The organism is Streptomyces sp. NPDC044033, assembly GCF_056434425.1.
The window spans coordinates 194246-218675 of record NZ_JBWKFF010000010.1 but is presented as its reverse complement, the minus strand read 5'-3'; the positions used below and the strand labels follow the sequence as shown (position 1 = coordinate 218675).

Genomic DNA, 24430 nt, shown 5'->3' with positions numbered 1-24430 from the left:
CGGGAGGGGGGGGGGGGGTGTTTGGGAGAAAGCTCTGTTTCCTCCCACCCCCCCCCCCCCCCCCCCCCCCCCCCCCCCCCGCGACTCAGCCCTCCAGCGACGTCATCACGTGCTTGACGCGCGTGTAGTCCTCGAAACCGTAGGCGGAGAGGTCCTTGCCGTAGCCGGACTTCTTGAAGCCGCCGTGCGGCATCTCGGCGACGAGCGGGATGTGGGTGTTGATCCACACGCAGCCGAAGTCGAGCTTCTTGGACATGCGCATCGCGCGCGAGTGGTCCTTGGTCCACACCGATGAGGCGAGCGCGTACTCCACGCCGTTGGCGTGGCTGACCGCCTGCTCCTCGTCCGTGAAGGACTGGACGGTGATGACGGGGCCGAAGACCTCGTGCTGGATGATCTCGTCGTCCTGCTTGAGGCCGGAGACGACGGTCGGGGCGAAGAAATAGCCCTTCTCGCCGACTCGGTGGCCGCCCGCCTCGATCTTGGCGTGGGCGGGGAGCCGCTCGATGAAGCCGGTGACCTGCTTCAGCTGGTTGGCGTTGTTGAGCGGCCCGTACAGCACGTCCTCGTCGTCGGGCAGGCCGGTCTTGGTGTCGGCGGCGGCCTTGGCGAGGGCGGTGACGAACTCGTCGTGGACGCTCTCGTGCACGAGTACGCGGGTGGCGGCCGTACAGTCCTGGCCCGCGTTGAAGTAGCCCGCGACCGAGATCTCCTCGACGGCCTTGGCGATGTCGGCGTCCTCGAAGACGACGACGGGCGCCTTGCCGCCCAGCTCCAGGTGGACCCGCTTGAGGTCCTTGGCCGCCGACTCGGCGACCTGCATGCCGGCCCGCACGGACCCGGTGATCGAGGCCATGGCGGGGGTGGAGTGCTCGACCATCAGCCGGCCGGTGTCGCGGTCGCCGCAGACGACGTTGAAGACGCTCTTGGAGTGGCCGAGCTCCTCCAGCACGCCGCCGATGATCTCGCCCAGCAGGACCGTCGAGGCGGGCGTGGTGTCGGAGGGCTTGATGACGACGGTGTTGCCGGCGGCCAGCGCCGGGGCGAACTTCCAGACGGCCATCATCATCGGGTAGTTCCACGGCGCGACCTGCGCGCAGACGCCGATGGGCTCGCGGCGGACGATGGAGGTCAGGCCCTCCATGTACTCGCCGGCCGAACGTCCCTCCAGCATCCGCGCCGCGCCCGCGAAGAAGCGGATCTGGTCCGCCATCGGCGGGACCTCTTCGCTGCGGACGAGCGCGAGGGGCTTGCCGGTGTTCTCGGACTCCGCCGTGATCAGCTCTTCCGCGCGCGCCTCGATCGCGTCCGCGACCTTGAGCAGAACCTTCTGGCGTTCGCCGGGCACGAGGTCCCGCCAGGCCGGGAAGGCGGCCTCGGCGGCGGCCATGGCGGCGTCGACGTCGGCGGCCCCGGAGAGGGGGGCGGTGGCGTACGCCTCGCCCGTGGTCGGGTCGACCACCTCCGTGGTCCGCCCGTCGGCGGCGTCCCGGAACTCCCCGCCGATGTAGTTGCGCAGTGTGCGAAGCCGTCCAGGCTCGGTGGTCACTTGCCACCCCTCCTGTCAGATGTCCGATGGGTGAGATGCCCAGCCTAGCGAGGGGGGCGACGTTTTCGACACACCCACCACGCATAGACAACGGAATCCGTGAGATTTAGAGCGCCACACAACGAATTTCATCGGTTTGAGGTTGCGGGACAGTCGAGTCCCATGCACAGTGGGACGCGTGGCCACTCGTAGTACGGATCCGAGAAGCGCGAACGGCGCGCAGCCGATCGACGCCGTCTCCCTGGCGATCGTCGAACAGCTCCAGGAGGACGGCCGCCGCCCCTACGCGGCGATCGGCAAGGCCGTCGGCCTCTCCGAGGCCGCGGTGCGCCAGCGCGTACAGAAGCTGCTCGACCAGGGCGTGATGCAGATCGTCGCCGTGACCGACCCGCTCACCGTCGGTTTCCGGCGGCAGGCGATGGTCGGCATCAACGTCGAAGGCGACCTCGATCCGGTCGCCGACGCGCTGAGCGCCATGAGCGAGGTCGAGTACGTCGTCATGACCGCGGGCTCGTTCGACCTCCTCATCGAGGTCGTCTGCGAGGACGACGACCAGCTGCTGCACATCATCAACAAGCGCATCCGGACCCTCCCCGGCGTGCGCTCCACCGAGAGCTTCGTCTACCTGAAGCTCCGGAAACAGACCTACACCTGGGGAACGCGATAGCCGTGAGCAAGGACCTCTCGAAGACGGCGTACGACCACCTGTGGATGCACTTCACCCGCATGTCGTCGTACGAGAACGCGCCCGTGCCGATGATCGTGCGCGGCGAAGGCACGTACATCTACGACGACCAGGGCAAGAAGTACCTGGACGGGCTGTCCGGGCTGTTCGTGGTCCAGGCCGGGCACGGCCGGGCGGAGCTGGCCGAGGCCGCCGCCAAGCAGGCCCAGGAGCTCGCCTTCTTCCCGGTGTGGAGCTACGCCCACCCGAGCGCCGTCGAACTGGCCGAGCGGCTCGCGCACTACGCGCCGGGCGACCTCAACAAGGTCTTCTTCACCACCGGCGGCGGCGAGGCCGTCGAGACCGCGTGGAAGCTCGCGAAGCAGTACCACAAGCTGACCGGCAACCACACCAAGTACAAGGTGATCTCACGGGCCGTCGCCTACCACGGCACCCCGCACGGCGCCCTGTCCATCACCGGGCTGCCCGCTCTCAAGGCCCCCTTCGAACCGCTGGTGCCCGGCGCCCACAAGGTGCCCAACACCAACATCTACCGCGCGCCGATCCACGGCGACGATCCGGAGGCGTTCGGCCGCTGGGCCGCCGACCAGATCGAGCAGGAGATCCTCTTCGAGGGCCCGGAGACCGTCGCGGCGGTCTTCCTGGAGCCGGTGCAGAACGCGGGCGGCTGCTTCCCGCCGCCCCCCGGCTACTTCCAGCGGGTGCGCGAGATCTGCGACCGCTACGGCGTGCTGCTCGTCTCGGACGAGGTCATCTGCGCCTTCGGCCGCCTCGGCACGATGTTCGCCTGCGACAAGTTCGGATACGTGCCGGACATCATCACCTGCGCCAAGGGCATGACCTCCGGCTACTCCCCGATAGGCGCCGCGGTCGTCTCCGACCGGATCGCCGAGCCCTTCTACCAGGGGGACAACACCTTCCTGCACGGCTACACCTTCGGCGGCCACCCGGTCTCCGCCGCGGTCGCCCTCGCCAACCTCGACATCTTCGAGCGCGAGGGTCTGAACCAGCACGTCCTGGACAACGAGGACGCCTTCCACGCCACGCTGTCCAAGCTGACCGACCTGCCGATCGTCGGCGACGTGCGCGGCAACGGCTTCTTCTACGGCATCGAGCTGGTGAAGGACAAGGCCACCAAGGAGACCTTCGACGAGGAGGAGTGCGAGCGGCTCCTGTACGGCTTCGTCAGCAAGAAGCTGTACGAGAACGGGCTCTACTGCCGGGCCGACGACCGCGGCGACCCGGTCATCCAGCTCTCCCCGCCGCTGATCTCCGACCAGTCGACGTTCGACGAGATCGAGGGCATCGTCCGGGGCGTGCTCGAAGAGGCGTGGACCAAGATCTGACGGACCTCCGCCGACACGCGCAGAAGCGGCCGCTTCTGCGCGTGTTCGCGTCTACACATCCGTAATCAGCCCAATGTAATGAGCCCGACCGGAGGAAACTGGGCCGCTCCTGCGCCGAGCCTCGACGGAAGCTAGTATCCGGGTTCCGTACGGTGCCAGTGACCCATTGGCCTCCGGTTCGTTCACCCGGACAGGGGAACGGACCCCACAGCGACCCGAGGTGCTCGACATGGCGGCCCCGCCGGACAACGACGTGCTCTGGGCACGCGGACTGCACTACTCGCACAGTGGCTCCCCCGCTCTCGCCGGTATCTCCCTCGGTGTCCGCGAGCGCGAAATCCTCGCCGTCACCGGGCCCCGCGGCTCCGGCAAGACCACGCTGCTCAAGTGCCTCTCCGGCCAGTTGCCGCCCGAGAGCGGCGAGGTGTGGTTCAACAGCGCGCCCGTGCACACCCTCACCCCGCTGGGCCGGGAGCGGCTGCGGCGCGAACGGTTCGGCTGGATCGACACCGAACCGCATCTGGTGCCCGAGCTGACCGGCTGGGAGAACGCCGCCCTGCCGCTGCTGCTGCGCGGCACCGGCAACCGGACCGCCCGCCGGAAGGCCGTCGAGTGGCTGGAACGGCTCGATGTCGGTGACTGCGTTCGCAAACGCCCGGGGGCGCTGCTCCAGGCGCAACGGCAGCGCGTCGCCATCGCCCGCGCGCTCGCCGCCGAGCCGACGGTGCTCTTCGCCGACGAGCCGACGGCGCCGCTGCACCGCGCCGACCGCGCCCAGGTGCTCCGTACGATCACGACGGCGGCCCGCTCGCACGGCATCACGGTCGTCCTCGCCACGCACGACACGGAGGCGGCCACCCTCGCGGACCGGATGATCTCGGTGGTGGACGGCCGCCAGGTCGGCGCGGTCCCGGCCCCAGAGGCGGAGGGCAAGCCCGCGTGCTCAGTCTCCGCCTAGCCCGCGGCGCCCACCCCCTCGTACTCCTGCGGCGGCTGCTGCTCACGGCGGCGGCCGGCAGCGTGGGCTTTCTGCTGCTCTGCACGCTGGGGCACGCCGTGGCGCATCCCAAGGACATCGACGGCTCCCTCGTGCGCCTCGCGTGGTGCGCGGTGCCGCTGGCCGCCACCGCCCAGCTCTCCGTGGCCATCGCCCGTACGGACCCGGCCACCGGCCCGCGCTCGGGGCTGGCCGCCGCCGGGTACGGGCCGGGCCGCCTCACGCTGCTGTCCGCCGTGTCGGCCGCCGTGTCCTGCGCGCTCGGCAGCGCGCTCGCGCTCCTGGTCTTCCTCCAACTGCGCGGCGACCTCGTCGGGGGCCCGGTCGGCGCGACCGCCGAACTGCTCGGCGCGGGCAGGCCGCTGCCGTGGGCCGCGGTCCTCACGCTGCTCGCCGTGGGGCCCGTGACCACCGCGGCCGCCAGCGCCGTCGCGCTGCGGCCCCGGGCGCCGCGCGTCGAGACCCCCGCGCCGGCCGGCATCTCGCACAGCCTGCCGTGGGGCATCGCGCTGACCGCGGTCGGCCTCGCCCTGGAGGCGTACGCGGGCCGCGGCCCGGCCCCCTCTCCCGAGTCGCTGTTCCCGCTGCCCGGCCGCCTCGACGGCAGCCCGCCGGGCGTCGTCGGCGGCTGGGCGCTCACGGCGGTCGGACTCGTGCTGGCCGGGCCCGGCCTCGCGCAGCTCATCGGCAAGGTGCTGTCCGCCGGGCGGCCCGGCGCGCTGCGGCTGCTGGCCGGCCGGGTGCTCCAGGACGACGCGGTACGGATCGGCCGCCCGCTGGGCGTGGTGTGCGCGGTCGCCTCGGGCGCGCTGGCGGCGGCCGAACTGTACGGCACGGCCTGGGAGTCGGCGGGCCCCCGCCCGTTCGGCCCGCTCACCGGTCTGGGCGCCGCGGTCGTCATGGCGTGCGCCGCCGCGACGGCGATCACCGCGGGTCTGGAGACCCGCCACCGCCGGGGCGAGACCACGGCCGCCCTGCTGCGGCTGGGCGCGCCGGTCGCCGTGCTGCGCGGCGCGGCGGTGCTCCGTGCGACCGTACTGCTGGCCGTGCTCGCCGCGCTGACGTGGGCGGTCGGGCTGTTGGCGGCGCTTCCGCTGACCCGGTGAGCGGCGGGGCGGGCCCGTTCTTCGGGCGGGCGACGGGAGTCCGGCGGCAGGACCTAGCATGGCCGGATGCAGCCGAACACCCATTCTCCGGCCGGGCGGGACGCGTCCCACCGCCCCGTCTCGGCGGAGCCGTCGACGCCTTCGCGGCCGTCCTCTCCCGCGTCCTGTGAGATCGCGTCCGTCGAGGAGTTCGACGCGGCCGTGGCCGCCGGTTCGCTCGGCGGCTGCCGCGTCCAGTCCGTCGACCTGACGGAGCGGGGCGCGGCGCTGCTGACCGCGGAGTGCGCTCAGACCGTCTTCCTGGGCTGCCGGATGCCGGAGGAGGCGGCGACGCGGGTGCGGGCGTCGGGCGCGCTGGTCTTCCCACCCATACCGGAGCTGCCGTTCGACCCGTACCGCGGTTCGCTCTACCGGCCCGAGGAGCTCTTCGAGGGGCTGGCGGTGAGCTACGAGAGCACACCGGACGCGCTCGCGTACGCCTGGTACGAGCGGACCAGGGCCGATGGCGACGTCTTCGCCTCGATGCTGCGCGGCATCCACGACGACTCCGTCTCCGACGCCCTGGACGAACTCCTCGTCGGCGCACGGGTCGTGGGCGTCATGGGCGGGCACGCGCTGGAGCGCGGTTCGCGGGGGTACGCGGGCGCGGCCCGCCTCGGCCGGTCGCTGAGCCGGTCCGGGCTGACGGTGGCGACGGGCGGCGGGCCGGGTGCGATGGAGGCCGCGAACCTCGGCGCGTACGCGGCTCCGTACGGCGACTCCGTGCTCGACGAGGCCCTCGAACTCCTGGCGAAAGTCCCCTCGTTCGTGGACTCGGTCGGCGACTGGGCGGCGGCCGCCTTCGCGGTGCGGGAGCGCTGGCCGGACGGCGGCGCCTCGGTCGCCCTGCCCACCTGGTTCTACGGGCACGAGCCGCCGAACGCCTTCGCCGCCCACATCGCCAAGTACTTCGCCAACGCCATCCGCGAGGACGGCCTGCTCGCCCGCTCCGACGCGGGCGTGGTCTTCCTGCCGGGCGCGGCCGGGACGGTGCAGGAGATCTTCGACAACGCGACGTCGAACTACTACGGATCGCACGGCGAGGCGACCCCGATGGTGCTGGTCGACCGCGATCACTGGACGCGCCGGCTGCCGGCCTGGCCGCTGCTGGAGGCGCTGGCCGAGGGCCGCCCCATGGGTGGGCGCATCGCGCTCGTCGACTCGGTGGAGGAGGCTCCCGCGGCGCTGGACCGGCTGCGGTCGACCGACCCGGCCGACCGGTCCCGGTCTGCGGATGACTAATATTTGACCAGTTCTTGACCGGAGGCAACTCTTCCCCCGAAATGCGCGTCTGCCAGACAGAACACAGAGTGCGCACGCGCGAACGGAGCTACTGGTGATCATCGGCCTTCTGACGGCTGTCGCGGCCTCGGCCTGCTACGGCACGGGGTCTGTCCTGCAAGCCGTGGGCTCACGCAAATCCGCCCGGCGGGAGGCAGCCGCGGCCTCGTCGACCGGCACCACGCAGCATGGCGGCCCCAGCCTGTCGTCCACCGCGAAGGCCGCGGTGACCTGGGAGTTCATGGTCGGTACGGGGCTCGACTTCATAGGGTTCGCGCTCGGCGCGCTGGCCGCGCGGCTGCTGCCGCTCTTTCTCTCCCAGACCGTCATCAGCGCCAACCTGGTGGTCACCGCCGTGCTGAGCATCAAGCTCCTCGGCATCAGGCTGACCCGGCCCGAATGGACCTCGATCGCGGTCGTCTGTTCGGCGCTGGTGCTGCTCGCGACCGCGGCCGGGCACGAGGGCGGGGGCAACAGCTCGACGGCCACCCACTGGTGGCTGCTGGCGATCTCGATCGTGCTGATGGCGGGCGGCACGGTGGTCGTGCGGATGCTCGGCTCGCGGGCCGCGATCCTGGCCGGTCTGCTCTCCGGCCTCGGCTTCGGCGCGCTGGGCGTCGGGGTGCGCGTCCTGAACGGCATCGATCCGTTCAACCTGCCCACGCTCCTCGCGGACCCCGCGCTCTACGCCATCCTCGTGGCCGGCATCGGCGGCATGTACCTGCACACCATCGCCCTCCAGATCGGCTCGGTCAACGGAGCGACCGCCGCCCTGGTGGTGGGTGAGACGGTACTGCCGGGCATGATCGGCGTGCTGTGGCTCGGCGACTCCTCACGGCCCGGCTTCGCCTGGGTGGCGATCCTCGGGTTCGTACTGGCGGTGGCGGGCGCGGTGGCCGTCGCCTGGTTCGGCGAGCCGGAGGGCGCTCCGGCGGCGGAACCCCAGCCGGACGACCCGCTCCCGGTGGACGCCGATGACGCCGTGCGGCACAGCGCCGCCTCCCCTACGGGGAACTGATCCAGGGGAAGCCGGCCTGAGGGCTACGGAGAGCTGAGCACCACTACCTCGTCCGCGTCGAACTCGACACCGACCCGCGCGCCCGCCTCCGGCGCGTCGCGCAGCGCGCACGCCGCTTCCAGCTGCGGCCCCCTCTCGGGCCGCAGCAGCAGCGCCACATGGTCGCCGCGGAAGGTGCGCGCCTCGACGGTGCACGGCAGCCCGTCCCGTACGCCCGCCAGCCGCACCCCCGCCGGGCGTACGAGCAGCCGCCGCGCGCCCTGTGGCGCGCCCCGGCGCACCGGGACCTTGCCCCAGGCCGTCTCGGCGGCCTCACCCGTGACGCCCGCCTCGACGACGTTGTCGAAGCCGAGGAACCGGGCCACGAATTCGGAGGCGGGGCGCTGCCACACCTCCAGCGGTGTGCCGCTCTGGGCGACACGCCCGTCGCGCATGACGACGACCCGGTCGGCGAGCGCGAACGCCTCACCCTGGTCGTGGGTGACCGCGAGGACCGTGGTGCCCAAGGTGTCGAAGAGAGAGCGCAGCTCCACCACCAGGCGCTCACGCAGCCCCCGGTCGAGCTGGCCGAAGGGCTCGTCGAGCATCAGCAGCCGGGGCTGCGGGGCGAGCGCGCGGGCGAGCGCCACGCGCTGCTGTTCGCCGCCGGACAGCGCGCCGACCGCGCGCCCCTGCGCGCCCGGCAGGCCGACGAGGTCGAGGAGTTCGGCGACGGTACGGGCCTGCTCGGTGCGGCCGGCCCCGCGCATCCGCAGTCCGAAGGCGACGTTCCCGGCCACATCGCGCTGCGGGAAGAGCTGATGGTCCTGGAACATCAGGCCCACGCCCCGGCGGTGCGTCGGGATACCGCTCTGGTCCCGGCCCTCCAACGTCACCCGTCCGCCGTCGGCACACTGGAGCCCCGCGACGACCCGCAGCAGCGTGGACTTGCCGCTGCCGCTCGGCCCGAGCACGCACACCGTCTCGTGCTCGGCGACCTCCAGGTCCACCGCGTCCAGCGCCGTCCTCGCACCGAAGCGGACGCTCACGCCGTCCAGTCGCAGCAGGGCCATCTAGAACTCTCCCGAACGGTCGGTGCGAATGCGCTCCAGTACCAGCAGAGCCACCGCGCATACCAGCATCAAAATGGTGCTGAGGGCCATCGCCTGCCCGTAGTTCATCTCCCCGGGCCGGCTCAGCAGCCGGGCGACCGCGACCGGCAGCGTCGGGCTGTCCGGCCGGGCGATGAAGACGGTCGCCCCGAACTCGCCGAGCGAGACCGCGAACGCGAACCCCGCCGCGACCGCCAGCGCCCGCCCCACCAGCGGCAGATCCACTTCCCGCCAGGCCCTCAGCGGGGACGCCCCGAGCACCGCGGCGGCCTCCCGCAACCGCGCGTCGACCGCGCGCAGGACCGGGAGCATGGTCCGTACGACGAAGGGGACGCCCACCAGCGCCTGGGCCAGCGGCACCAGGATCCAGGAGTCCCGCAGGTCCAGCGGCGGCTTGTCGAGGGTGATGAGGAAACCGAAGCCGACGGTCACGGCGGAGGTGCCGAGCGGCAGCATGAGGAGCGCGTCGAAGCCCCGTACGAGCCGGCCCGTGCCCTTCGCCCCGCCCTTCGCCCCGCCCCGTAGCGTCAGGGCTGCTGCGGCCAGCCCGCCGATGACCACGGCGATGGCCGTGGCGGCGAGCCCGTAGGAGAGCGAGTTGCCGATCGCCTCCAGCGGCGCGACGACGAAGGTGCCGCCGTTGTCGGCGGCCGATTCGAGGGCACGGTAGAAGGCCGGGCCGTAGCCGTCGGGCCCGTCGAAGGAACGCTGCACCAGCACGGCCAGCGGCAGCAGGATCAGCAGGGCGACACTGGCCAGCACCCCCGACAGCAGCGCCCACTGCCCCGCGCCCCGCGGCCGCCGCGATGTCTGCGCCGCGTCGACCAGCCGGAGCGTCGACTCCCGGCGCCGTACGGTCCAGGCGTGCACGGCGAGCAGCACGCCCACCGCCAGCAGCTGCGTGATCGAGAGCACGGCGGCCGTCGGCAGGTTCAGGAGCTGCGCGGTCTGCTGGTAGATCTCCACCTCCAGCGTCGCGTAGCGCGGGCCGCCGAGGATCTGGATGACGCCGAAGGAGGTGAAGGTGAAGAGGAAGACCATGAGGGCCGCGGCCGCCACGGCGGGCGCGAGCGCGGGGAGCGTCACCCTGCGCCAGGCCGCGAAGCGCCCGGCGCCCAGCACCCGCGCCGCCTCCTCCTGGCGCGGGTCGAGCTGCGCCCACAGGCCGCCGACGGTCCGTACGACGACCGCGTAGTTGAAGAAGACGTGCGCGAGGAGAATGGCCCAGACCGTGGTGTCGAGGCGGACACCCCACATCTCGTCGAGCAGTCCGCCGCGGCCGAGCAGGGCCAGGAACGCCGAGCCCGCGACGACGGTCGGCAGGACGAAGGGGACGGTCACCACGGCGCGCAGCACCTGCTTGCCGGGGAAGTCGAAGCGGGCGAAGACGTACGCGCCGGGGAGCGCGAGGGCGAGGGTCAGCGCGGTGGACGCGGCGGCCTGCCAGGTGGTGAACCACAGGACGTGCCCGATCTGCGGGTCGCTGAGCACATCGGCTATCCGGCCGAACTGCCAGTGCCCGCCGTCCTTCAGCCCCCGGGCCACGATCGCCGCGACGGGGTAGGCGAAGAAGACGGCGAAGAACGCGAGCGGCACGGCCATCAGCGCGAGCCGCGCCGCGGCCCCGCGCGCGGCGGTCCGGCGATCCGCCGCCGCGCGGCCGGGAGCGGTGCCGTCCGGCGCGTTGCCCGGGGGCTCTACTTCAGGACGAGCGACGACCACGACTTGACCCACTGCTCACGGTTCTTGGCGATCTGCTCCGGGGCCAGGGTCTCGGGGTCGGAGATCTTCGCGCCGTACTTCGTGAACACCTCGGGCAGCTTCGCGTCCTGGTTCGCCGGTTTGACGAACATCTGGAGCGGCATGTCCTCCTGGAACTCCTTGCTCACCAGGAAGTCGAGGAGCGCCTTGGCGCCCTTGGCGTTCTTCGCCCCGTTCAGCAGCCCCGCGAATTCGATCTGCCGGAAGCACGTGCCGGTCGCGACCCCGGTGGGGCCCTCCTTCGGCTGCGGCTTCGCATCCAGCACCTCGGCGGGCGGACTGGAGGCGTAGGAGACGACGAGCGGCTTGTCGCCCTTGGCCTTCTTGCCTGCCGCGGAGCCCGAGAACCGCTGGTTGTACGCCTGCTCCCAGCCGTCCACGACCTCGACGCCGTTGCTCCTGAGCTTCTTCCAGTACTTCTGCCAGCCGTCTTCGCCGTACTTGGCGACGGTGCCGAGCTGGAAGGCGAGTCCGGGGGACGAGGTGGCGACGTTCTCGGTGACGAGGAGGTTCTTGTACTGCGGCTTGACCAGGTCGTCGAAGGACTGCGGCGGTGCCAGCCCGTGGTCCTTGAAGTACGCGCGGTCGTAGTTGACGCAGATGTCCCCGGTGTCGACGGGGGTGGCCCGGTGCGCTGCCGCGTCGAGCTGGAGGTCGTGCGGTACCCGGTCCAGCCCCTTGGCCGCGTACGGCGTGAACAGGCCGTTGTCGAGGGCGCGCGAGAGGAGGGTGTTGTCGACGCCGAAGAAGACGTCCCCCTGCGGGTGCGTCTTCGAGAGGATCGCCTGGTTGACGGCCGCGCCCGCGTCGCCGCTCTTGACCACCTGGACCTTGTAGCCGGTCTTCTTGGTGAACTCGGCGAGCACGGGCTTCGAGGCGTTGAACGAGTCGTGCGAGACCAGGGTGACCGTCTTGGCGTCCGACGCCGACGATCCGGAGCCGCCGCAGGCGGCGAGCGTGGCGACGCCGAGGGCACCGACGGCAGCGGCGCCGATGGCACGCCGGATATTGCTGTTCATGAGTGAGCTGACTCCCTACGCCGGTATGACCCGGATCAGGTCCGAGGGTCTGCGGCCGGGCCGCACTCTCAGCGCTCTGTGCGCTCCCCTGTCGGATTGTTCAATTGTGCGAAAGCACCATATCAGCGCTCGGAAGCGGCCAATTGTCCGCAGGCCCCGTCGATCTCCTGGCCCCGTGTGTCGCGCACGGTCACGGGCACGCCGTGGGCCGCGATCGACTCGACGAACGCCTTCTCGTCCTCCGGACGCGACGCGGTCCACTTGGAGCCGGGCGTCGGGTTGAGCGGGATGAGGTTGACGTGCACACGCTTGCCCTTGAGCAGCTTCCCAAGCAGATCGCCGCGCCACGCCTGATCGTTGATGTCGCGGATCAGCGCGTACTCGATGGAGATGCGGCGGCCGGACTTCTCCGCGTACTCCCAGGCGGCGTCGAGGACCTCGCGCACCTTCCACCGAGTGTTGACCGGCACGAGCGTGTCGCGCAGCTCGTCGTCGGGGGCGTGCAGGGAGACCGCGAGGCGGCACTTGAAGCCCTCGTCGGCGAAGCGCAGCATCGCGGGGACGAGCCCGACGGTGGAGACGGTGATGCCGCGCTGCGAGAGGCCGAGCCCGTCCGGCTCGGGGTCCGTGAGCCGGCGGATGGCGCCCACGACGCGCTTGTAGTTGGCCAGGGGCTCGCCCATCCCCATGAAGACGATGTTGGAGAGCCGGGCCGGACCACCGGGCACCTCGCCGTCGCGCAGGGCGCGCATACCGTCGACGATCTGGTGGACGATCTCGGCGGTGGACAGATTCCGGTCCAGGCCGGCCTGGCCGGTGGCGCAGAACGGGCAGTTCATTCCGCAGCCCGCCTGAGACGAGATGCACATGGTGACCCGGTCCGGATAGCGCATCAGCACGGACTCGACGAGCGTGCCGTCGTGCAGCTTCCAGAGCGTCTTGCGGGTGGTGTCGTCGTCGCACGAGATGTGCCGCAACACGCTCATCAGCTCCGGCAGCAGCTCGGCCGCCAGCCTCTCGCGCGCCGTCGCGGGGATGTCGGTCCACTGCGCCGGGTCGTGGGCGTACCGGGCGAAGTAGTGCTGCGACAGCTGCTTGGCGCGGAACGGCTTCTCGCCGATCGCTGCCACGGCCTCGCGGCGCTCGGCGGGGCTGAGGTCGGCGAGATGCCGCGGCGGCTTCTTGGCTCCGCGCGGCGCGACGAAAGTGAGTTCTCCGGGTACAGGCATGGTCCATCCAGTGTGGCAGACAACCGGAAAGGGGTCCGCCGCCCTGTGGACAACGAACCCCTGGCCGGGAAAAGCGCAGGTCAGCCGCTGCCGACGAAGATCACCATAAGCAGCCACACCACCGGCGCGGTGGGCAGCAGGGAGTCCAGCCGGTCCATGATCCCGCCGTGCCCGGGCAGCAGCGTGCCCATGTCCTTGATACCGAGATCCCGCTTGATCATGGACTCGCCGAGGTCCCCGAGCGTGGCGCTGGCCGCGACCGCGCAGCCGAGCAGCAGCCCGTGCCACCAGGTCCCGTCGTCGATCAGGTACTGCATGCACAGCGCGCCCGCCACCATCGCGAAGGCGACCGCGCCGACGAGGCCCTCGCGCGTCTTGCCGGGGCTGATGCGCGGCGCGAGCTTGTTCTTGCCGAACTTCCAGCCCACCGCGTACGCACCGGTGTCGCTGACGACCGTCAGCACCAGGAAGGTGAGCACCCGCCACGCGCCGTCGTCCGCGGCGAGCATCAACGCCACGAAAGTGGCGAGGAAGGGCACGTAGAACGCCGCGAAGATGCCCGCCGTGACATCGCGCAGATAGTCCTCGGGCGGCTCCGTCATCCGCCACACCAGCACGGCGAGCGCGGTGAAGGCCATGGCCACCCAGGCGCCCTCCGGGCCGTCCAGGTAGCCCGCGACGACCATGGCGGCGCCGCCGACCGCCAGCGGCACCAGCGGGGCCTTGATCGCCTTCTTCTCCGACAGGCGCGAGGTCAGCTCCCACAGCCCGACGACGACGGCGACCGCTATCACGCCGAGGAAGACGGGCTTGTAGATGAACAGGGAGGCGATGATGATCCCGCCCAGCCCCAGGCCGACCCCTATGGCCGCCCGCAGGTCACGCCCCGCGCTCTTCTTGACGGGCGCGGCGGCGGGCTCCGGCGCCGCGGGAACGGGTTCGGGCACCGCTGCGGGCTCCTGCTCCCCGTGGAACCGCTCACCACGGAGCTGTTCGTCACGGAACCGTTCTTCACGGAACTGTTCATCGCGGAACAGGGGGCCGCCGAGGTAAGCGGCCCCCTTCTCACGGTCGTCCTGATCTCCGCCTGCGTCGGGCACGATGGGCATGGGCCGAGTCTGCGCCGCGTCACCCATGTCGTGCACGGGACCCGCCGGACGGGCCGGCCCCCGGTCGGTCGGCCCCCGGTATCCGGCGCTCGGCGGGGCCCCCCAGGAAGAGTCGTTCATCAGACTTCGAGCAGCTCGGCTTCCTTGTGCTTGAGCAACTCGTCCACCTGCGTGACGTACTTCGCGGTGGTGTCGTCGAGCTCCTTCTCGGCGCGGCGCACCTCGTCCTCGCCGGACTCCTTGTCCTTGACGAGCTTGTCGAGGGTCTCCTTGGCCTTGCGGCGGACAGCGCGGATCGAGACCTTCGAGTCCTCGGCCTTGCCCTTGGCGACCTTGATGTACTGGCGGCGCCGGTCCTCGGTCAGCTCCGGGAACGTCACCCGGATGATGCTGCCGTCGTTGCTCGGGTTGACGCCCAGATCCGAGTCGCGGATCGCCTGCTCGATGTTGCGCAGCGCGCTCTTGTCGAACGGGGTCACCACGGCCATCCGCGGCTCCGGCACCGAGAACGACGCCAGCTGGTTGATCGGGGTCAGCGAACCGTAGTAGTCCGCCACGATCTTGTTGAACATCGCCGGGTGCGCACGCCCCGTACGGATCGCCGCGAAGTCCTCCTTGGCGACCACGACGGCCTTCTCCATCTTCTCCTCGGCCTCGAGGAGGATCTCTTCGATCACCACTTGCTCCTGGTGTTATCAGTAAGCAGAGCCTCGCCCCTGCGCGCGTCTTCTCCTGCACGGTGTCCGACCGGCAGGCCGTTGTCCATCCCCGTGCCGCGCATCTCCCGCGGCGGGGGTTGCCGTCGTGGCCGCACGGTCCCGGATGGGGGGCGCGTGCCGCTCGTACGGCCGTACGAGCCGTCAGGCCCGGGTACCCCGGTCGCTCACGAGCGTGCCGATCTTCTCACCCTTCACGGCACGCGAGATGTTGTCCTTGGCGAGCAGCTCGAAGACGAGGATCGGCAGCTGGTTGTCCATGCACAGGGTGATGGCCGTGGCGTCGGCGACCTTGAGCCCGCGGGTGATGACCTCGCCGTACTCCAGGGCGTCGAACTTCACCGCGTCCGGGTTCTTCTTCGGGTCGGAGTCGTAGACCCCGTCCACGCCGTTCTTGCCCATCAGCAGGCACTCGGCGTCGATCTCCAGCGCGCGCTGGGCGGCGGTGGTGTCCGTCGAGAAGTACGGCATCCCCATGCCGGCGCCGAAGATGACGACGCGGCCCTTCTCCAGGTGCCGCACCGCCCGCAGCGGGATGTACGGCTCCGCGACCTGGCCCATGGTGATGGCGGTCTGGACGCGGGAGTCGATGCCCTCCTTCTCCAGGAAGTCCTGGAGGGCCAGGCAGTTCATGACCGTGCCGAGCATGCCCATGTAGTCGGAGCGGGCCCGGTCCATGCCGCGCTGCTGGAGTTCGGCGCCGCGGAAGAAGTTGCCGCCTCCGATGACGACGGCGATCTCCGCGCCGTCCCTGACGACCGCGGCGATCTCTCTGGCGATCTTGTGCACGACGTCCGGGTCGACGCCCAGTCCCCCGCCGCCGGCGAATGCCTCACCGGACAGCTTCAGCATGAACCGACGGTGTTTGCCGCCGCCGGTGCCCTCGTCGTCGGCAGCCTGCGTGGCGTCCGCGCCCTGATTCATTGGAGATCTCCTCGTGCACATACGAAGAAGGCCATTGCCGGTGGTACCTTTCGGTTCCCTCTGCGGCAATGGCCTCCTCGTCACATCTGCGGCCGGCCGGTGGACGGTCGGCTGCGTACGACCCTAGCGGGTCGCAGGTCATTCGCTGACTTCGTCAGGCTCAGACGCCGACGCGGAAGCGGGCGAAGTGCTTGAGCGTGACGCCGGCCTCGTCCAGGATCTTCCGGACGGTCTTCTTGTTGTCCTTGGCGAACGGCTGGTCCAGCAGCACGCTCTCCTTGAAGAAGCCGGTGACGCGACCCTCGACGATGCGCTCCAGGGCGGCCTCGGGCTTGCCCTCCTCGCGGGCGGTGGCCTCGGCGACGCGACGCTCGTTCTCGACGGTCTCGGCCGGGATCTCCTCACGGGTGAGGAACTTCGGCGCGAACGCGGCGATGTGCTGCGCCACGTCCTTGGCGGCCTCGGCGGCGGCCTCGTCGGAGGCGGTGCCCTTGTCCAGCTCGACCAGGACGCCGACCTGCGGCGGCAGGTCCGGGCTGGTGCGGTGCATGTACGCGGCCACGTAGCCGGCGGAGTACCGCGTGAAGCGGTCGAGGACGATCTTCTCGCCGAGGGTGGCGTTGGCCTCGTCCACGTAGGCCTGCACGGTCTTGCCGGGCTCGATCTCGGAGGCGCGCAGCGCCTCGATGTCGGCCGGGGCGGTCTTGGCGACGTGCGCGGCGAGGGCGTCGGCGACGGCGACGAACTTGTCGCCCTTCGCGACGAAGTCCGTCTCGCACTTCAGCTCAAGGAGCACGCCGGAGGACTTGTCGTCGGCGATGAGGGAGACGACGGCACCGTTCTGGGCGCTGCGGCTCTCGCGCTTGGCGACGCCCTTCTGGCCCTTGACGCGGAGGATCTCGACGGCCTTGTCGACGTTGCCCTCGGCCTCGTCCAGCGCCTTCTTGCAGTCCATCATGCCGGCGCCGGTGAGCTCGCGGAGCTTCTTGACGTCAGCGGCGGTGGTGTTCGCCATGGTCTGTGAATCTCTTCTCGAAAGTCGATGTGACTACGGGTGAACGGCGGGGACGGTGCTCGTGGCGCCGTCCCCGCCGTCATCAGCCGTGACGTGTGAGGTCAGGCCTGCTCGGCGTCCGTGGCCGGGGCCTCGACGGCCTCCGCGGCCGGGGCCTCGGTGGCGTCCGCGACCGGAGCCTCGGCAGCGGCCGGGGCCTCGGCGTCGGCCGGGGCGTCAGCAGCGGCCGGGGCGTCAGCAGCGGCCTCGGCCGGCTTCTCGGCCTCGGCGGCGGGGGCCGCGGCCTCTTCCTCGGTCTTCTTGGTTTCGAGCAGGTCGCGCTCCCACTCGGCAAGCGGCTCACCGACGGCCTTCTCGCCCTTGGCGTCGCCGGAGGCGGCGCCGGAGCGGGCGATGAGGCCCTCGGCGACGGCGTCGGCGATCACGCGGGTGAGCAGGGTGACGGAGCGGATCGCGTCATCGTTGCCGGGGATCTTGTAGTCGACCTCGTCGGGGTCGCAGTTGGTGTCGAGGATCGCGACAACCGGGATCCGGAGCTTGCGCGCCTCGCCGACGGCGATGTGCTCCTTCTTGGTGTCCACGATCCAGACGGCGCTGGGCACCTTCTGCATCTCGCGGATGCCGCCCAGGGTCTTCTCCAGCTTGGCCTTCTCGCGGGAGAGAACCAGGAGCTCCTTCTTGGTGAGGCCGGAGGCGGCCACATCCTCGAAGTCGATGAGCTCAAGCTCCTTGAGGCGCTGGAGGCGCTTGTAGACCGTGGAGAAGTTGGTGAGCATGCCGCCCAGCCAGCGCTGGTTGACGTAGGGCATGCCGACGCGGGTCGCCTGCTCGGCGATCGCCTCCTGCGCCTGCTTCTTGGTGCCGACGAACATGATGGAGCCGCCGTGCGCGACGGTCTCCTTGACGAACTCGTAGGCGCGGTCGATGTACGACAGCGACTGGAGCAGGTCGATGATGTAGATGCCGTTGCGCTCGGTGAAGATGAAGCGCTTCATCTTCGGGTTCCAACGGCGGGTCTGGTGACCGAAGTGGACGCCGCTTTCCAGCAGCTCCCGCATCGTGACGACGGCCATGGCCGTACTCCTATGTGCTCGGTTCCCGCGCCGGCCGGGCGGCCGTCGCGCCTGACGCCCCGTCGCGCCCGCCGCGGTCGGTGCCTTTGCCAGGAACCGTTCCGCGGACCGAGGGACACGGCCACCGGGCTGCCCGAGAGGGACTGACGCGCCGGCGGCGGGGCGTGCGAAGTCGATCCGGTGACCCGGATCGCCAAAAGAAGTGTACGGGACCGCCGCGCCGACGGGTGACGCCGTTGTCCACAACCCGTCAGTAGTCCACAGATCCGCTCCATGATCCCCGCGCGGAGGCGCTCTGCGCCACCGTTCTGCCATGCGCCGACTGATGACGGCCGTGGGCACGGCCCTGCTCTGGGCCCTCATGGCCACGTATACGACGGACGCCCACGCACTGGTCAGGTACGTGGACGCCCACGCCCCGGAAACCCGTTCGCTGAACGCACGCGCCTCGGGCGCGGGCGCCCCGGAGACCCGTCCGCCGGGCATGCACGCCCCGGACATCCGCTCGCCGGATACGCACGCCCTGGACAGGCCTTTCCTAGGCATGCCCGTCCTGGACGCACAGGCGAGGAGCGAGCCCGAGGGCGGCGGGCGGGCGACTGCCACGGCCCCCGCCGGCAAGGCCGCCCGCGCCTGGCCGGTAGCCGGAGCGGGCACAGCGTCCCGGCCCTTGGTCGTACGGGCGTGGGAACCGCCCCCGGCGCCGTGGGCGGCGGGGCACCGCGGCGTGGACCTCGCCGCCCTCGCCGGGGAAGCGGTGCGCGCGGCCGGGGGAGGCACGGTGTCCTTCGCGGGGACGGTCGCGGGCCGCGGCGTGCTGTCGATCGAGCTGTCCGGCACCGGCAGCCCGCCCTTGCGCACCACGTACGAGCCGGTACGCGCGACGGTGCGCGTGGGCGACCGGGTGGCCGCGGGGCAGACGGTGGGCGTCTTGCGATCCGGTCCGTCCCACTGCGCAGCGGCCTGCCTCCACTGGGGCCTGCTGCGCGGCCACCGCTACCTCGACCCGCTGTCGCTGCTGCCGCCTGAGCTGCTGGGCGGCGGCCCGTCGCGGCTCCTGCCGGTCTTCGGCGTCCCGATGGGCTCCCCGGCCCTGGCCCCGTCGGCCCCGGCTGCCGCCTCCCCGGCGGCACACGCGTCGCGGCGACTGCGACCGGCCGGGTGGGGCGACGACATGTCCCTGGGGCACGTGGCCGCGGCGGCGGCCCTGGTGACGGCCGCGGTGTGGGCGCGCCGCGCGTTGCGCACCTCCCGGCGCACACGACGCGCGCCGGGCGGCCGACGCATGGGGCGCGAGCCGTGGACCGCGGACACACGGGAACGACTCACGCGCAGGGCAGGCGCGCGAAAGCGCGCGGCGTAGACGGCCGGCCCGCGAGAGCGGCCGGCACCGAGGACAGGCCGGCGACAAGCAGCGCGGGCGACCTGCCCGCCGGGGCGGGTCGTGGAGGGGTCAGCCCCGTACGCCCCGAAGGGCCATCGCGACGGCCGCTTCCGTGATGCGGTCCGGGTCCTCGGCCGCGCCGAGCTCGATGCGGCGCACGGCGGCGTCGACGACGCCCTGAAGCAGCATCGCCGCCAGCCGCGGCTGCTCATGCCCGAGACCGCCGAGCGCCTCGACGACCATCGCGATCAGCCCGCCATGCGCGGCGCGGATCTTCTCGCGCGCCCCGGCGTCCAGCTCACCCGCCGAGATGGCGACGACGGCCCGGTGGCGGCGGTCGCCGACGAGCGCGAGCTGCCGCCGCACATACGCCTCGATCTTCGCCTCCGGCGTGTCGACCCGCTCCATGGCGGACTCGACCTCCGCCGCCCAGACGGGGAAGTCGACGGCGCACAGCTCTTCGACGACGGCCGCCCGGGAGCGGAAGTACTCGTAGACGGAGGACCGCGCGAGCCCGGTCCGCTCGGCGAGGGCGGGGAAGGTCAGCGCCTCCGTGCCGCCTTCGGACAGCAGGGTGCGGGCGGCGTCCAACAGGGCGCCGCGCTGCATCGTCCGGTGCTCGGCCACTGAGGCCGCTCGAATCCTTGGCACGCTTCCACTCTACGGATGCCCCGTGCGGGGGACGACGCTGGAGGGACGATTCAGCGTCCGACATCGGCCAATTTGGCCCGCAACTGGAGCACGGACTTGGTGTGGATCTGGCTCACCCGGCTCTCCGTGACACCGAGGACGTTGCCGATCTCGGCGAGCGTGAGCCCTTCGTAGTAGTAGAGGGTGACCACGGTCTTCTCCCGGTCCGGGAGCGTGTTGATGGCGCGCGCCAGCAGCCGCCGCAGCTCCCGGTCCTCGGCGACCTCGACGGGGTTGTCGGCGGCGGTGTCCTCAAGGGTGTCCATCAGGCTCAGCCGGTCGCCACTCTCGCCACCGACGTGCAGCAGCTCCTCCAGGGCCACCACGTTGGCCAGCGACAACTGGCTGAAGACTCCGTGCAGTTCCTCCAGCCCGATGTCCATCTCCGCAGCCACTTCCGCCTCCGACGGCGTGCGGCGCAGGGCCGCCTCCAGCGTGGCGTACGCACGCTCGACCGCCCGCGCCTTCTGCCGGACCGATCTCGGAATCCAGTCCAGGGCCCGCAATTCGTCGATCATCGCCCCCCGGATCCGGGTGATGGCGTATGTCTCGAACTTGATGGCGCGCTCGGGGTCGAACTTCTCGATGGCGTCGATGAGCCCGAAGACCCCGGAAGAGACGAAGTCCGCCTGCTCGACATTGGGCGGCAGCCCCACGCTGACCCGTCCCGCCACATATTTCACCAGCGGCGAGTAGTGCAGGATCAGCTGCTCCCGCAGCCGCCCGTCGCCCGTCGCCTTGTAGGAGCGCCACAGCTCATCGAGCGTCGAGGGCGCGGGAGGGCGCACCGTGCCGCGGGCGGCGGGCGGCACTGCCGCGCGGTCAGAACCCGAGGTGTGCTGGGGCATTCTTCGCCTTGAGCCGTTCTGCCGTGACGTGGATCGAGTGATCCGTGGGAGCCGGATTTCTTGTGAGCGTAGCGTGACTGGAGCGTCGCAGTGTGCGAAGAGGGTGGGTTCGGTGGTGCGCAGATACGTTCCGCTGCCCGCACTCCGGGATGACAGCCGCCGGGTCGAACGGCGACCACGACGGGGACGCATCGCGCGCTTTTGCGGTCATCGTCCATAGCCTTCCACCGAAGCGGCCCAGGTCAAGGACCGCCCCGCCGCGCGCCCGCGCGTCGCCCGGCGACCTCCGCGCCCCCGGCCTCCCCGGTCAACTGCCAGCGTTCGCCGGTGCGTTCGACAAAGCCGAGAGCCCGCAGCTCATAGAGCCTGCCCAGCACCTGATCCCGGCTCAGGCCGGTCTCCCGCACCAGACGGTCCCAGGACGCCCCGCCGCTCCCGGGCAGCGCGTCCAGCACTCGCGCCGCCGCTGCCTCCAGCAGGTCCCTGGCCACCACCGGCCCCTCTCGGGCGGGCGCCAAGTCTCCTATGCTCCCCACCAGCTCGACCACTTCGTCGGCGTCGGTCACCAGCGCCGCCTCCCCCCGCAGCAGTTCATGGACCCCTGCGGACAGACCCGAGGTCACCGGCCCCGGCACGCCCATCGTCGACCGCCCGAGCCGCTGCGCCCGCCGCGCCGTGACCAGGGAACCGCTGCGGTACTCGGCCTCCACCACGACCGTGCCCCGGGTAAGCGCCGCGATGACGCGGTTGCGCAGCACGAAGCGGCTGCGAGTGGGATGCCCGCCGGGCGGCAACTCGGCGACGACAAGCCCTTGTTCCGCTATCCGCTGGATCAACTCGGCGTGCCCGCGCGGGTACGGCACGTCCACCCCCGATGCCAGGACGGCCACGGTCGCTCCGCCCGCGGCGAGCGCTCCCCGGTGCGCCGCCCCGTCGACTCCGTACGCCGCGCCCGAGACCACCACCCAACCGCGCTCGGCGAGCCCCGCGCCGAGGGTCGCCGCCACGCGCGAGCCGTAGTCCGTGCAGGCCCGGGCGCCGACGACGGCGACGGAGCGGAGCGCCCAGAGCCGCAGGTCGGCGTCGCCGCGCACCCAGAGGCCGACCGGCACGGCATCCCCGAGGTCGTCGAGCTGCCGCGGCCACTCCAGGTCGCCGGGGCACAGAAAGCGCCCGCCGAGCCGGGCGACCGCCGCGAGATCCCCGGCGGGGTCACACGCGGCCGCCCGGCGCCGGCACCCCTCGATGCGCTCGGGCCCCGCTCCGGGCGGCGGCTGCGCGCGCCCGGTCAACGCCTCGACCAGCCGCACCGCCCCCAGCTTTCGCAGCCACCGTCCCACGGTCTCGTCGCCCGGCTCGGTGAGCCGGGTGAGCGCCGCCCGCGCGAGACGTTCGCGCCCTGGAACGCTCACGGGAGGCCCCCCGCCATGACGGTGCCGCGCGCGATGCCCGTACGCAGTTCCAGCGCCCGGCCCACGTCCTCTTCCTGCGGTCGGTCGTGTCCGGCAAGGTCCGCGACAGTCCAGGCGACGCGCAGCACCCGGTCCAGACCGCGCGCGGTGAGGAGTCCGCGCTCCATGTCCCGTTCCACGTCGCTCAGCGCCCCCGGGGCAACCTGCCAGCGAGTGCGCAGTTCATGGCCGGGCACCTCGCTGTTGGTGTGCCAGGGGGTGTCGGCGTACCGGGCGGCGGCCCGGTCGCGGGCCGCCCGCACCCGCGCCGCGACCTCCGCGGTCGTCTCTGTCTGCGCGTCGAGACCGACCAGTTGGGACCGGGTGACCGGTTCGACCGTCACCGTGACGTCGATGCGGTCGAGCAGCGGCCCGGACAGCCGGGCCCGGTAGCGCTTGACCATCTGCGGCGAGCACTCGCAGCCCGCCCCGGAGAGCCCGTGCCGCCCGCACGGACAGGGATTCGCCGCCAGGGCGAGCAGAAATCTGGCAGGCAGTCTCATCACTCCCCCGGAGCGCGCGACGATCACGTGTCCCGACTCCAGCGGCTGCCGCAGGGCGTCGAGCACCCGGCCGCTGAACTCCGGAGCCTCGTCCATGAAAAGTACGCCGTTGTGTGCCAGGGAGACCGCTCCGGGCCGGGGCAGACCGCTGCCGCCTCCGACGAGCGAGGGCATCGAAGCCGAGTGGTGGGGCGCGCAGTACGGCGCTCGTTCGATCAGGGGCTGGCCGGCGGGGAGCGCTCCGGCCACGGAGTGCACGGCAGTGACTTCCAGCGACTCCTGCGGGGTCAGAGGCGGCAGCAGGCCGGTCAGCCGCTCCGCCAGCATGGTTTTGCCGGCTCCGGGCGGGCCCTTGAAGAAGATGTGGTGCCGCCCGGCCGCCGCCACCTCCAGTGCGGCGCGGGCCTTGGTCTGTCCGGCGACGTCGGCGAGGTCGGGGATTCGCTCGGCGACGAGCGAGCCGGTGCCCATGCCGGCCCCGGGCAGCGCGAGCCCGGCCAGCATCGGATCCGGCCGCCCGTCGCCGGGCGATTCCTCCTCGTCGGGCACCGGTTCGTCGCCGAGCACCGCGATGAGCTGGCGCAGCGTCCGTACGCCGAGCACGGAGACGCCCGGGACCAGTGACGCCTCGGCGACGGTGCGCTCGGGGACGACCACCTGCCGGTATCCCGCGTCGGCCGCCGCCAGTACCGCGGGCAGGATGCCGCGCACCGGGCGGACCCGGCCGTCGAGCCCCAGTTCACCGATCATCATCAGGTCCGCGATCTGCCTCGGGTCGACCCGTTCCGCGGCGCCGAGCACCGCGCAAGCTACCGCCAGGTCGAAACCGCTGCCGCTCTTGGGCACGGACGCCGGGCTGAGACCGACCGTCAGCTTCTTCTGCGGCCACTCGGCGCCCGAATTGACGACCGCCGCCCGGACCCTGTCGCGGCTCTCCACGAGGCTCTTGTCAGGGAGCCCGACCAGCGCGAAGGCCGCGAGGCCGGGTTCCAGGTCGGCCTGGACCTCCACGACGACGCCTTCGACGCCGACGAGCGCCACGGAGCACGTACGGGCGAAACCCATCAGGCCACCCCCTTGGCGTGCTCGACGACCGGAGCGCCCCGATGGGGCAGCAGCACACCGATCAGATCGATGCGCACGCCGCCGGGCGGCGGCCCTCCGTGCCGGTCGAGCCAGCGCTCAGCGAGCCGCCGCAGCCGCGCGGCCTTGGCCGGGGTGACGGCGGCCATGGGATGTTCGTACGGTCCCGCCCGCCGGGTCTTGACCTCGCAGACCACGAGCGCGTCGCCGTCGAGCGCGACGATGTCGATCTCGCCGTCGCGGCACCGCCAATTGCGCTCCAGGACGGCCAGCCCGGCCTCGGCCAGCTGCCGCGCCGCGAGGTCCTCCCCGTAACGGCCGAGCGCGCGGCGCCGTACCTGCGCCGGATCACGCCGGGCGCTCTCCGCCGGTCCCGCGCCGGCGTGCGCGCCGCTCCGGGACGCGCCGCCTTGCCGTGCCCGTCGAGGCTGTTGAACTTGTTGTGACTGTTGGGCTTGATGTGACTGTTGACCTTGATGTGGCTGTCGCGTTCGTCGCGGCTGTCGTGGGGCT

22 protein-coding genes and 1 riboswitch are annotated in these 24430 nt (G+C 71.7%); of the genes, 7 read left to right on the top strand and 15 right to left on the bottom strand.

The window, feature by feature from the left end; all coding sequences use genetic code 11:
• Positions 1-85 precede the first annotated feature (85 nt).
• On the bottom strand, positions 86-1549 hold the full coding sequence (locus AC07AB_RS19885) for a gamma-aminobutyraldehyde dehydrogenase (protein ID WP_478568383.1): 1464 nt from the start codon (positions 1547-1549) through the stop codon (positions 86-88).
• 178 nt (positions 1550-1727) lie between these two features.
• On the opposite strand from AC07AB_RS19885, the gene AC07AB_RS19880 reads away from it, so the two are divergent.
• From AC07AB_RS19880 to AC07AB_RS19855, 6 genes are all read left to right on the top strand, one after another.
• Positions 1728-2216, top strand: a complete 489-nt coding sequence (locus tag AC07AB_RS19880) for an Lrp/AsnC family transcriptional regulator (protein ID WP_478568380.1) — start codon at positions 1728-1730, stop codon at positions 2214-2216.
• Positions 2201-3580 carry an aspartate aminotransferase family protein gene (locus AC07AB_RS19875; protein WP_478568598.1) on the top strand — a complete coding sequence of 460 codons (1380 nt, stop codon included), beginning with the start codon at positions 2201-2203 and terminating at the stop codon, positions 3578-3580. Before AC07AB_RS19880 ends, AC07AB_RS19875 begins: the two co-directional genes overlap by 16 nt.
• Before the next feature lie 229 nt (positions 3581-3809).
• On the top strand, positions 3810-4538 hold the full coding sequence (locus AC07AB_RS19870; RefSeq protein WP_478568377.1) for an ABC transporter ATP-binding protein: 729 nt from the start codon (positions 3810-3812) through the stop codon (positions 4536-4538).
• The gene (locus AC07AB_RS19865; RefSeq protein ID WP_478568375.1) at positions 4520-5683 is read left to right on the top strand and encodes a hypothetical protein; all 1164 of its coding nucleotides are present in this window, start codon (positions 4520-4522) and stop codon (positions 5681-5683) included. Before AC07AB_RS19870 ends, AC07AB_RS19865 begins: the two co-directional genes overlap by 19 nt.
• A 66-nt stretch (positions 5684-5749) precedes the next feature.
• Positions 5750-6964 carry an LOG family protein gene (locus AC07AB_RS19860; protein ID WP_478568372.1) on the top strand — a complete coding sequence of 405 codons (1215 nt, stop codon included), beginning with the start codon at positions 5750-5752 and terminating at the stop codon, positions 6962-6964.
• Between the two features lie 94 nt (positions 6965-7058).
• Positions 7059-8021: a DMT family protein gene (locus tag AC07AB_RS19855; protein ID WP_478568369.1), complete on the top strand. Its 963-nt coding sequence runs from the start codon at positions 7059-7061 to the stop codon at positions 8019-8021.
• Between the two features lie 23 nt (positions 8022-8044).
• Here the strand turns inward: AC07AB_RS19855 and AC07AB_RS19850 are convergent, their stop codons facing one another.
• From AC07AB_RS19850 to rpsB, 9 genes are all read right to left on the bottom strand, one after another.
• Entirely contained in the window at positions 8045-9073 is a 1029-nt protein-coding gene (locus AC07AB_RS19850; RefSeq protein ID WP_478568366.1) for an ABC transporter ATP-binding protein, read from the bottom strand.
• Positions 9074-10714: an ABC transporter permease gene (locus AC07AB_RS19845; protein ID WP_478568595.1), complete on the bottom strand. Its 1641-nt coding sequence runs from the start codon at positions 10712-10714 to the stop codon at positions 9074-9076.
• Between the two features lie 95 nt (positions 10715-10809).
• A complete protein-coding gene (locus tag AC07AB_RS19840; RefSeq protein WP_478568363.1) occupies positions 10810-11892 on the bottom strand; it encodes a thiamine ABC transporter substrate-binding protein in 1083 nt (360 codons plus the stop codon).
• Positions 11888-11992: riboswitch (TPP riboswitch) on the bottom strand. It overlaps the preceding gene by 5 nt.
• A 22-nt stretch (positions 11993-12014) precedes the next feature.
• Positions 12015-13121 (bottom strand): dual-specificity RNA methyltransferase RlmN, encoded by a 1107-nt coding sequence (gene rlmN / locus AC07AB_RS19835; protein WP_478568360.1) that lies wholly within the window; start codon positions 13119-13121, stop codon positions 12015-12017.
• A gap of 80 nt (positions 13122-13201) precedes the next feature.
• Entirely contained in the window at positions 13202-14350 is a 1149-nt protein-coding gene (locus AC07AB_RS19830; protein WP_478568357.1) for a phosphatidate cytidylyltransferase, read from the bottom strand.
• Entirely contained in the window at positions 14350-14907 is a 558-nt protein-coding gene (frr, locus tag AC07AB_RS19825; RefSeq protein ID WP_478568354.1) for a ribosome recycling factor, read from the bottom strand. The genes AC07AB_RS19830 and frr overlap by 1 nt, the downstream gene beginning before the upstream one ends.
• 183 nt (positions 14908-15090) lie before the next feature.
• Positions 15091-15870 (bottom strand): UMP kinase, encoded by a 780-nt coding sequence (gene pyrH, locus AC07AB_RS19820; RefSeq protein WP_478568351.1) that lies wholly within the window; start codon positions 15868-15870, stop codon positions 15091-15093.
• Positions 15871-16030: 160 nt separating this feature from the next.
• On the bottom strand, positions 16031-16885 hold the full coding sequence (tsf, locus tag AC07AB_RS19815; RefSeq protein WP_478568348.1) for a translation elongation factor Ts: 855 nt from the start codon (positions 16883-16885) through the stop codon (positions 16031-16033).
• Between the two features lie 101 nt (positions 16886-16986).
• Positions 16987-17958, bottom strand: coding sequence for a 30S ribosomal protein S2 (gene rpsB / locus AC07AB_RS19810; RefSeq protein ID WP_478568345.1), 972 nt, complete (start codon positions 17956-17958; stop codon positions 16987-16989).
• A gap of 313 nt (positions 17959-18271) precedes the next feature.
• Here rpsB and AC07AB_RS19805 point away from each other — a divergent pair, with 313 nt between their 5' ends.
• Complete coding sequence (locus AC07AB_RS19805; protein WP_478568342.1) at positions 18272-19321, top strand: peptidoglycan DD-metalloendopeptidase family protein; 1050 nt, start codon at positions 18272-18274, stop codon at positions 19319-19321.
• A gap of 90 nt (positions 19322-19411) precedes the next feature.
• On the opposite strand, the gene AC07AB_RS19800 is transcribed toward AC07AB_RS19805, so the two are convergent.
• The 5 genes from AC07AB_RS19800 to AC07AB_RS19780 form a co-directional block, all read right to left on the bottom strand.
• A complete protein-coding gene (locus AC07AB_RS19800) occupies positions 19412-19951 on the bottom strand; it encodes a TetR/AcrR family transcriptional regulator (RefSeq protein WP_478568592.1) in 540 nt (179 codons plus the stop codon).
• Positions 19952-20043: 92 nt separating this feature from the next.
• Complete coding sequence (whiG, locus tag AC07AB_RS19795; RefSeq protein ID WP_478568339.1) at positions 20044-20880, bottom strand: RNA polymerase sigma factor WhiG; 837 nt, start codon at positions 20878-20880, stop codon at positions 20044-20046.
• 242 nt (positions 20881-21122) lie between these two features.
• Entirely contained in the window at positions 21123-22292 is a 1170-nt protein-coding gene (gene dprA, locus AC07AB_RS19790; RefSeq protein ID WP_478568336.1) for a DNA-processing protein DprA, read from the bottom strand.
• Positions 22289-23899 carry a YifB family Mg chelatase-like AAA ATPase gene (locus tag AC07AB_RS19785; protein ID WP_478568333.1) on the bottom strand — a complete coding sequence of 537 codons (1611 nt, stop codon included), beginning with the start codon at positions 23897-23899 and terminating at the stop codon, positions 22289-22291. Before AC07AB_RS19785 ends, dprA begins: the two co-directional genes overlap by 4 nt.
• Positions 23899-24204, bottom strand: a complete 306-nt coding sequence (locus AC07AB_RS19780) for a YraN family protein (RefSeq protein WP_478568589.1) — start codon at positions 24202-24204, stop codon at positions 23899-23901. The genes AC07AB_RS19785 and AC07AB_RS19780 overlap by 1 nt, the downstream gene beginning before the upstream one ends.
• Positions 24205-24430: the final 226 nt, after the last annotated feature.

Coding starts and splice junctions, on each gene's coding strand:
- AC07AB_RS19800 (WP_478568592.1), bottom strand. CDS start 19,951: ATGCAGCGCGGCGCCCTGTTGGACGCCGCCCGCACCCTGCTGTCCGAA.
- AC07AB_RS19840 (WP_478568363.1), bottom strand. CDS start 11,892: ATGAACAGCAATATCCGGCGTGCCATCGGCGCCGCTGCCGTCGGTGCC.
- pyrH (WP_478568351.1), bottom strand. CDS start 15,870: ATGAATCAGGGCGCGGACGCCACGCAGGCTGCCGACGACGAGGGCACC.
- AC07AB_RS19830 (WP_478568357.1), bottom strand. CDS start 14,350: ATGAACGACTCTTCCTGGGGGGCCCCGCCGAGCGCCGGATACCGGGGG.
- AC07AB_RS19850 (WP_478568366.1), bottom strand. CDS start 9,073: ATGGCCCTGCTGCGACTGGACGGCGTGAGCGTCCGCTTCGGTGCGAGG.
- AC07AB_RS19845 (WP_478568595.1), bottom strand. CDS start 10,714: ATGGCCGTGCCGCTCGCGTTCTTCGCCGTCTTCTTCGCCTACCCCGTC.
- AC07AB_RS19805 (WP_478568342.1), top strand. CDS start 18,272: ATGCGCCGACTGATGACGGCCGTGGGCACGGCCCTGCTCTGGGCCCTC.
- tsf (WP_478568348.1), bottom strand. CDS start 16,885: ATGGCGAACACCACCGCCGCTGACGTCAAGAAGCTCCGCGAGCTCACC.
- AC07AB_RS19860 (WP_478568372.1), top strand. CDS start 5,750: ATGCAGCCGAACACCCATTCTCCGGCCGGGCGGGACGCGTCCCACCGC.
- whiG (WP_478568339.1), bottom strand. CDS start 20,880: ATGCCCCAGCACACCTCGGGTTCTGACCGCGCGGCAGTGCCGCCCGCC.
- AC07AB_RS19870 (WP_478568377.1), top strand. CDS start 3,810: ATGGCGGCCCCGCCGGACAACGACGTGCTCTGGGCACGCGGACTGCAC.
- rlmN (WP_478568360.1), bottom strand. CDS start 13,121: ATGCCTGTACCCGGAGAACTCACTTTCGTCGCGCCGCGCGGAGCCAAG.
- rpsB (WP_478568345.1), bottom strand. CDS start 17,958: ATGGCCGTCGTCACGATGCGGGAGCTGCTGGAAAGCGGCGTCCACTTC.
- AC07AB_RS19785 (WP_478568333.1), bottom strand. CDS start 23,899: ATGGGTTTCGCCCGTACGTGCTCCGTGGCGCTCGTCGGCGTCGAAGGC.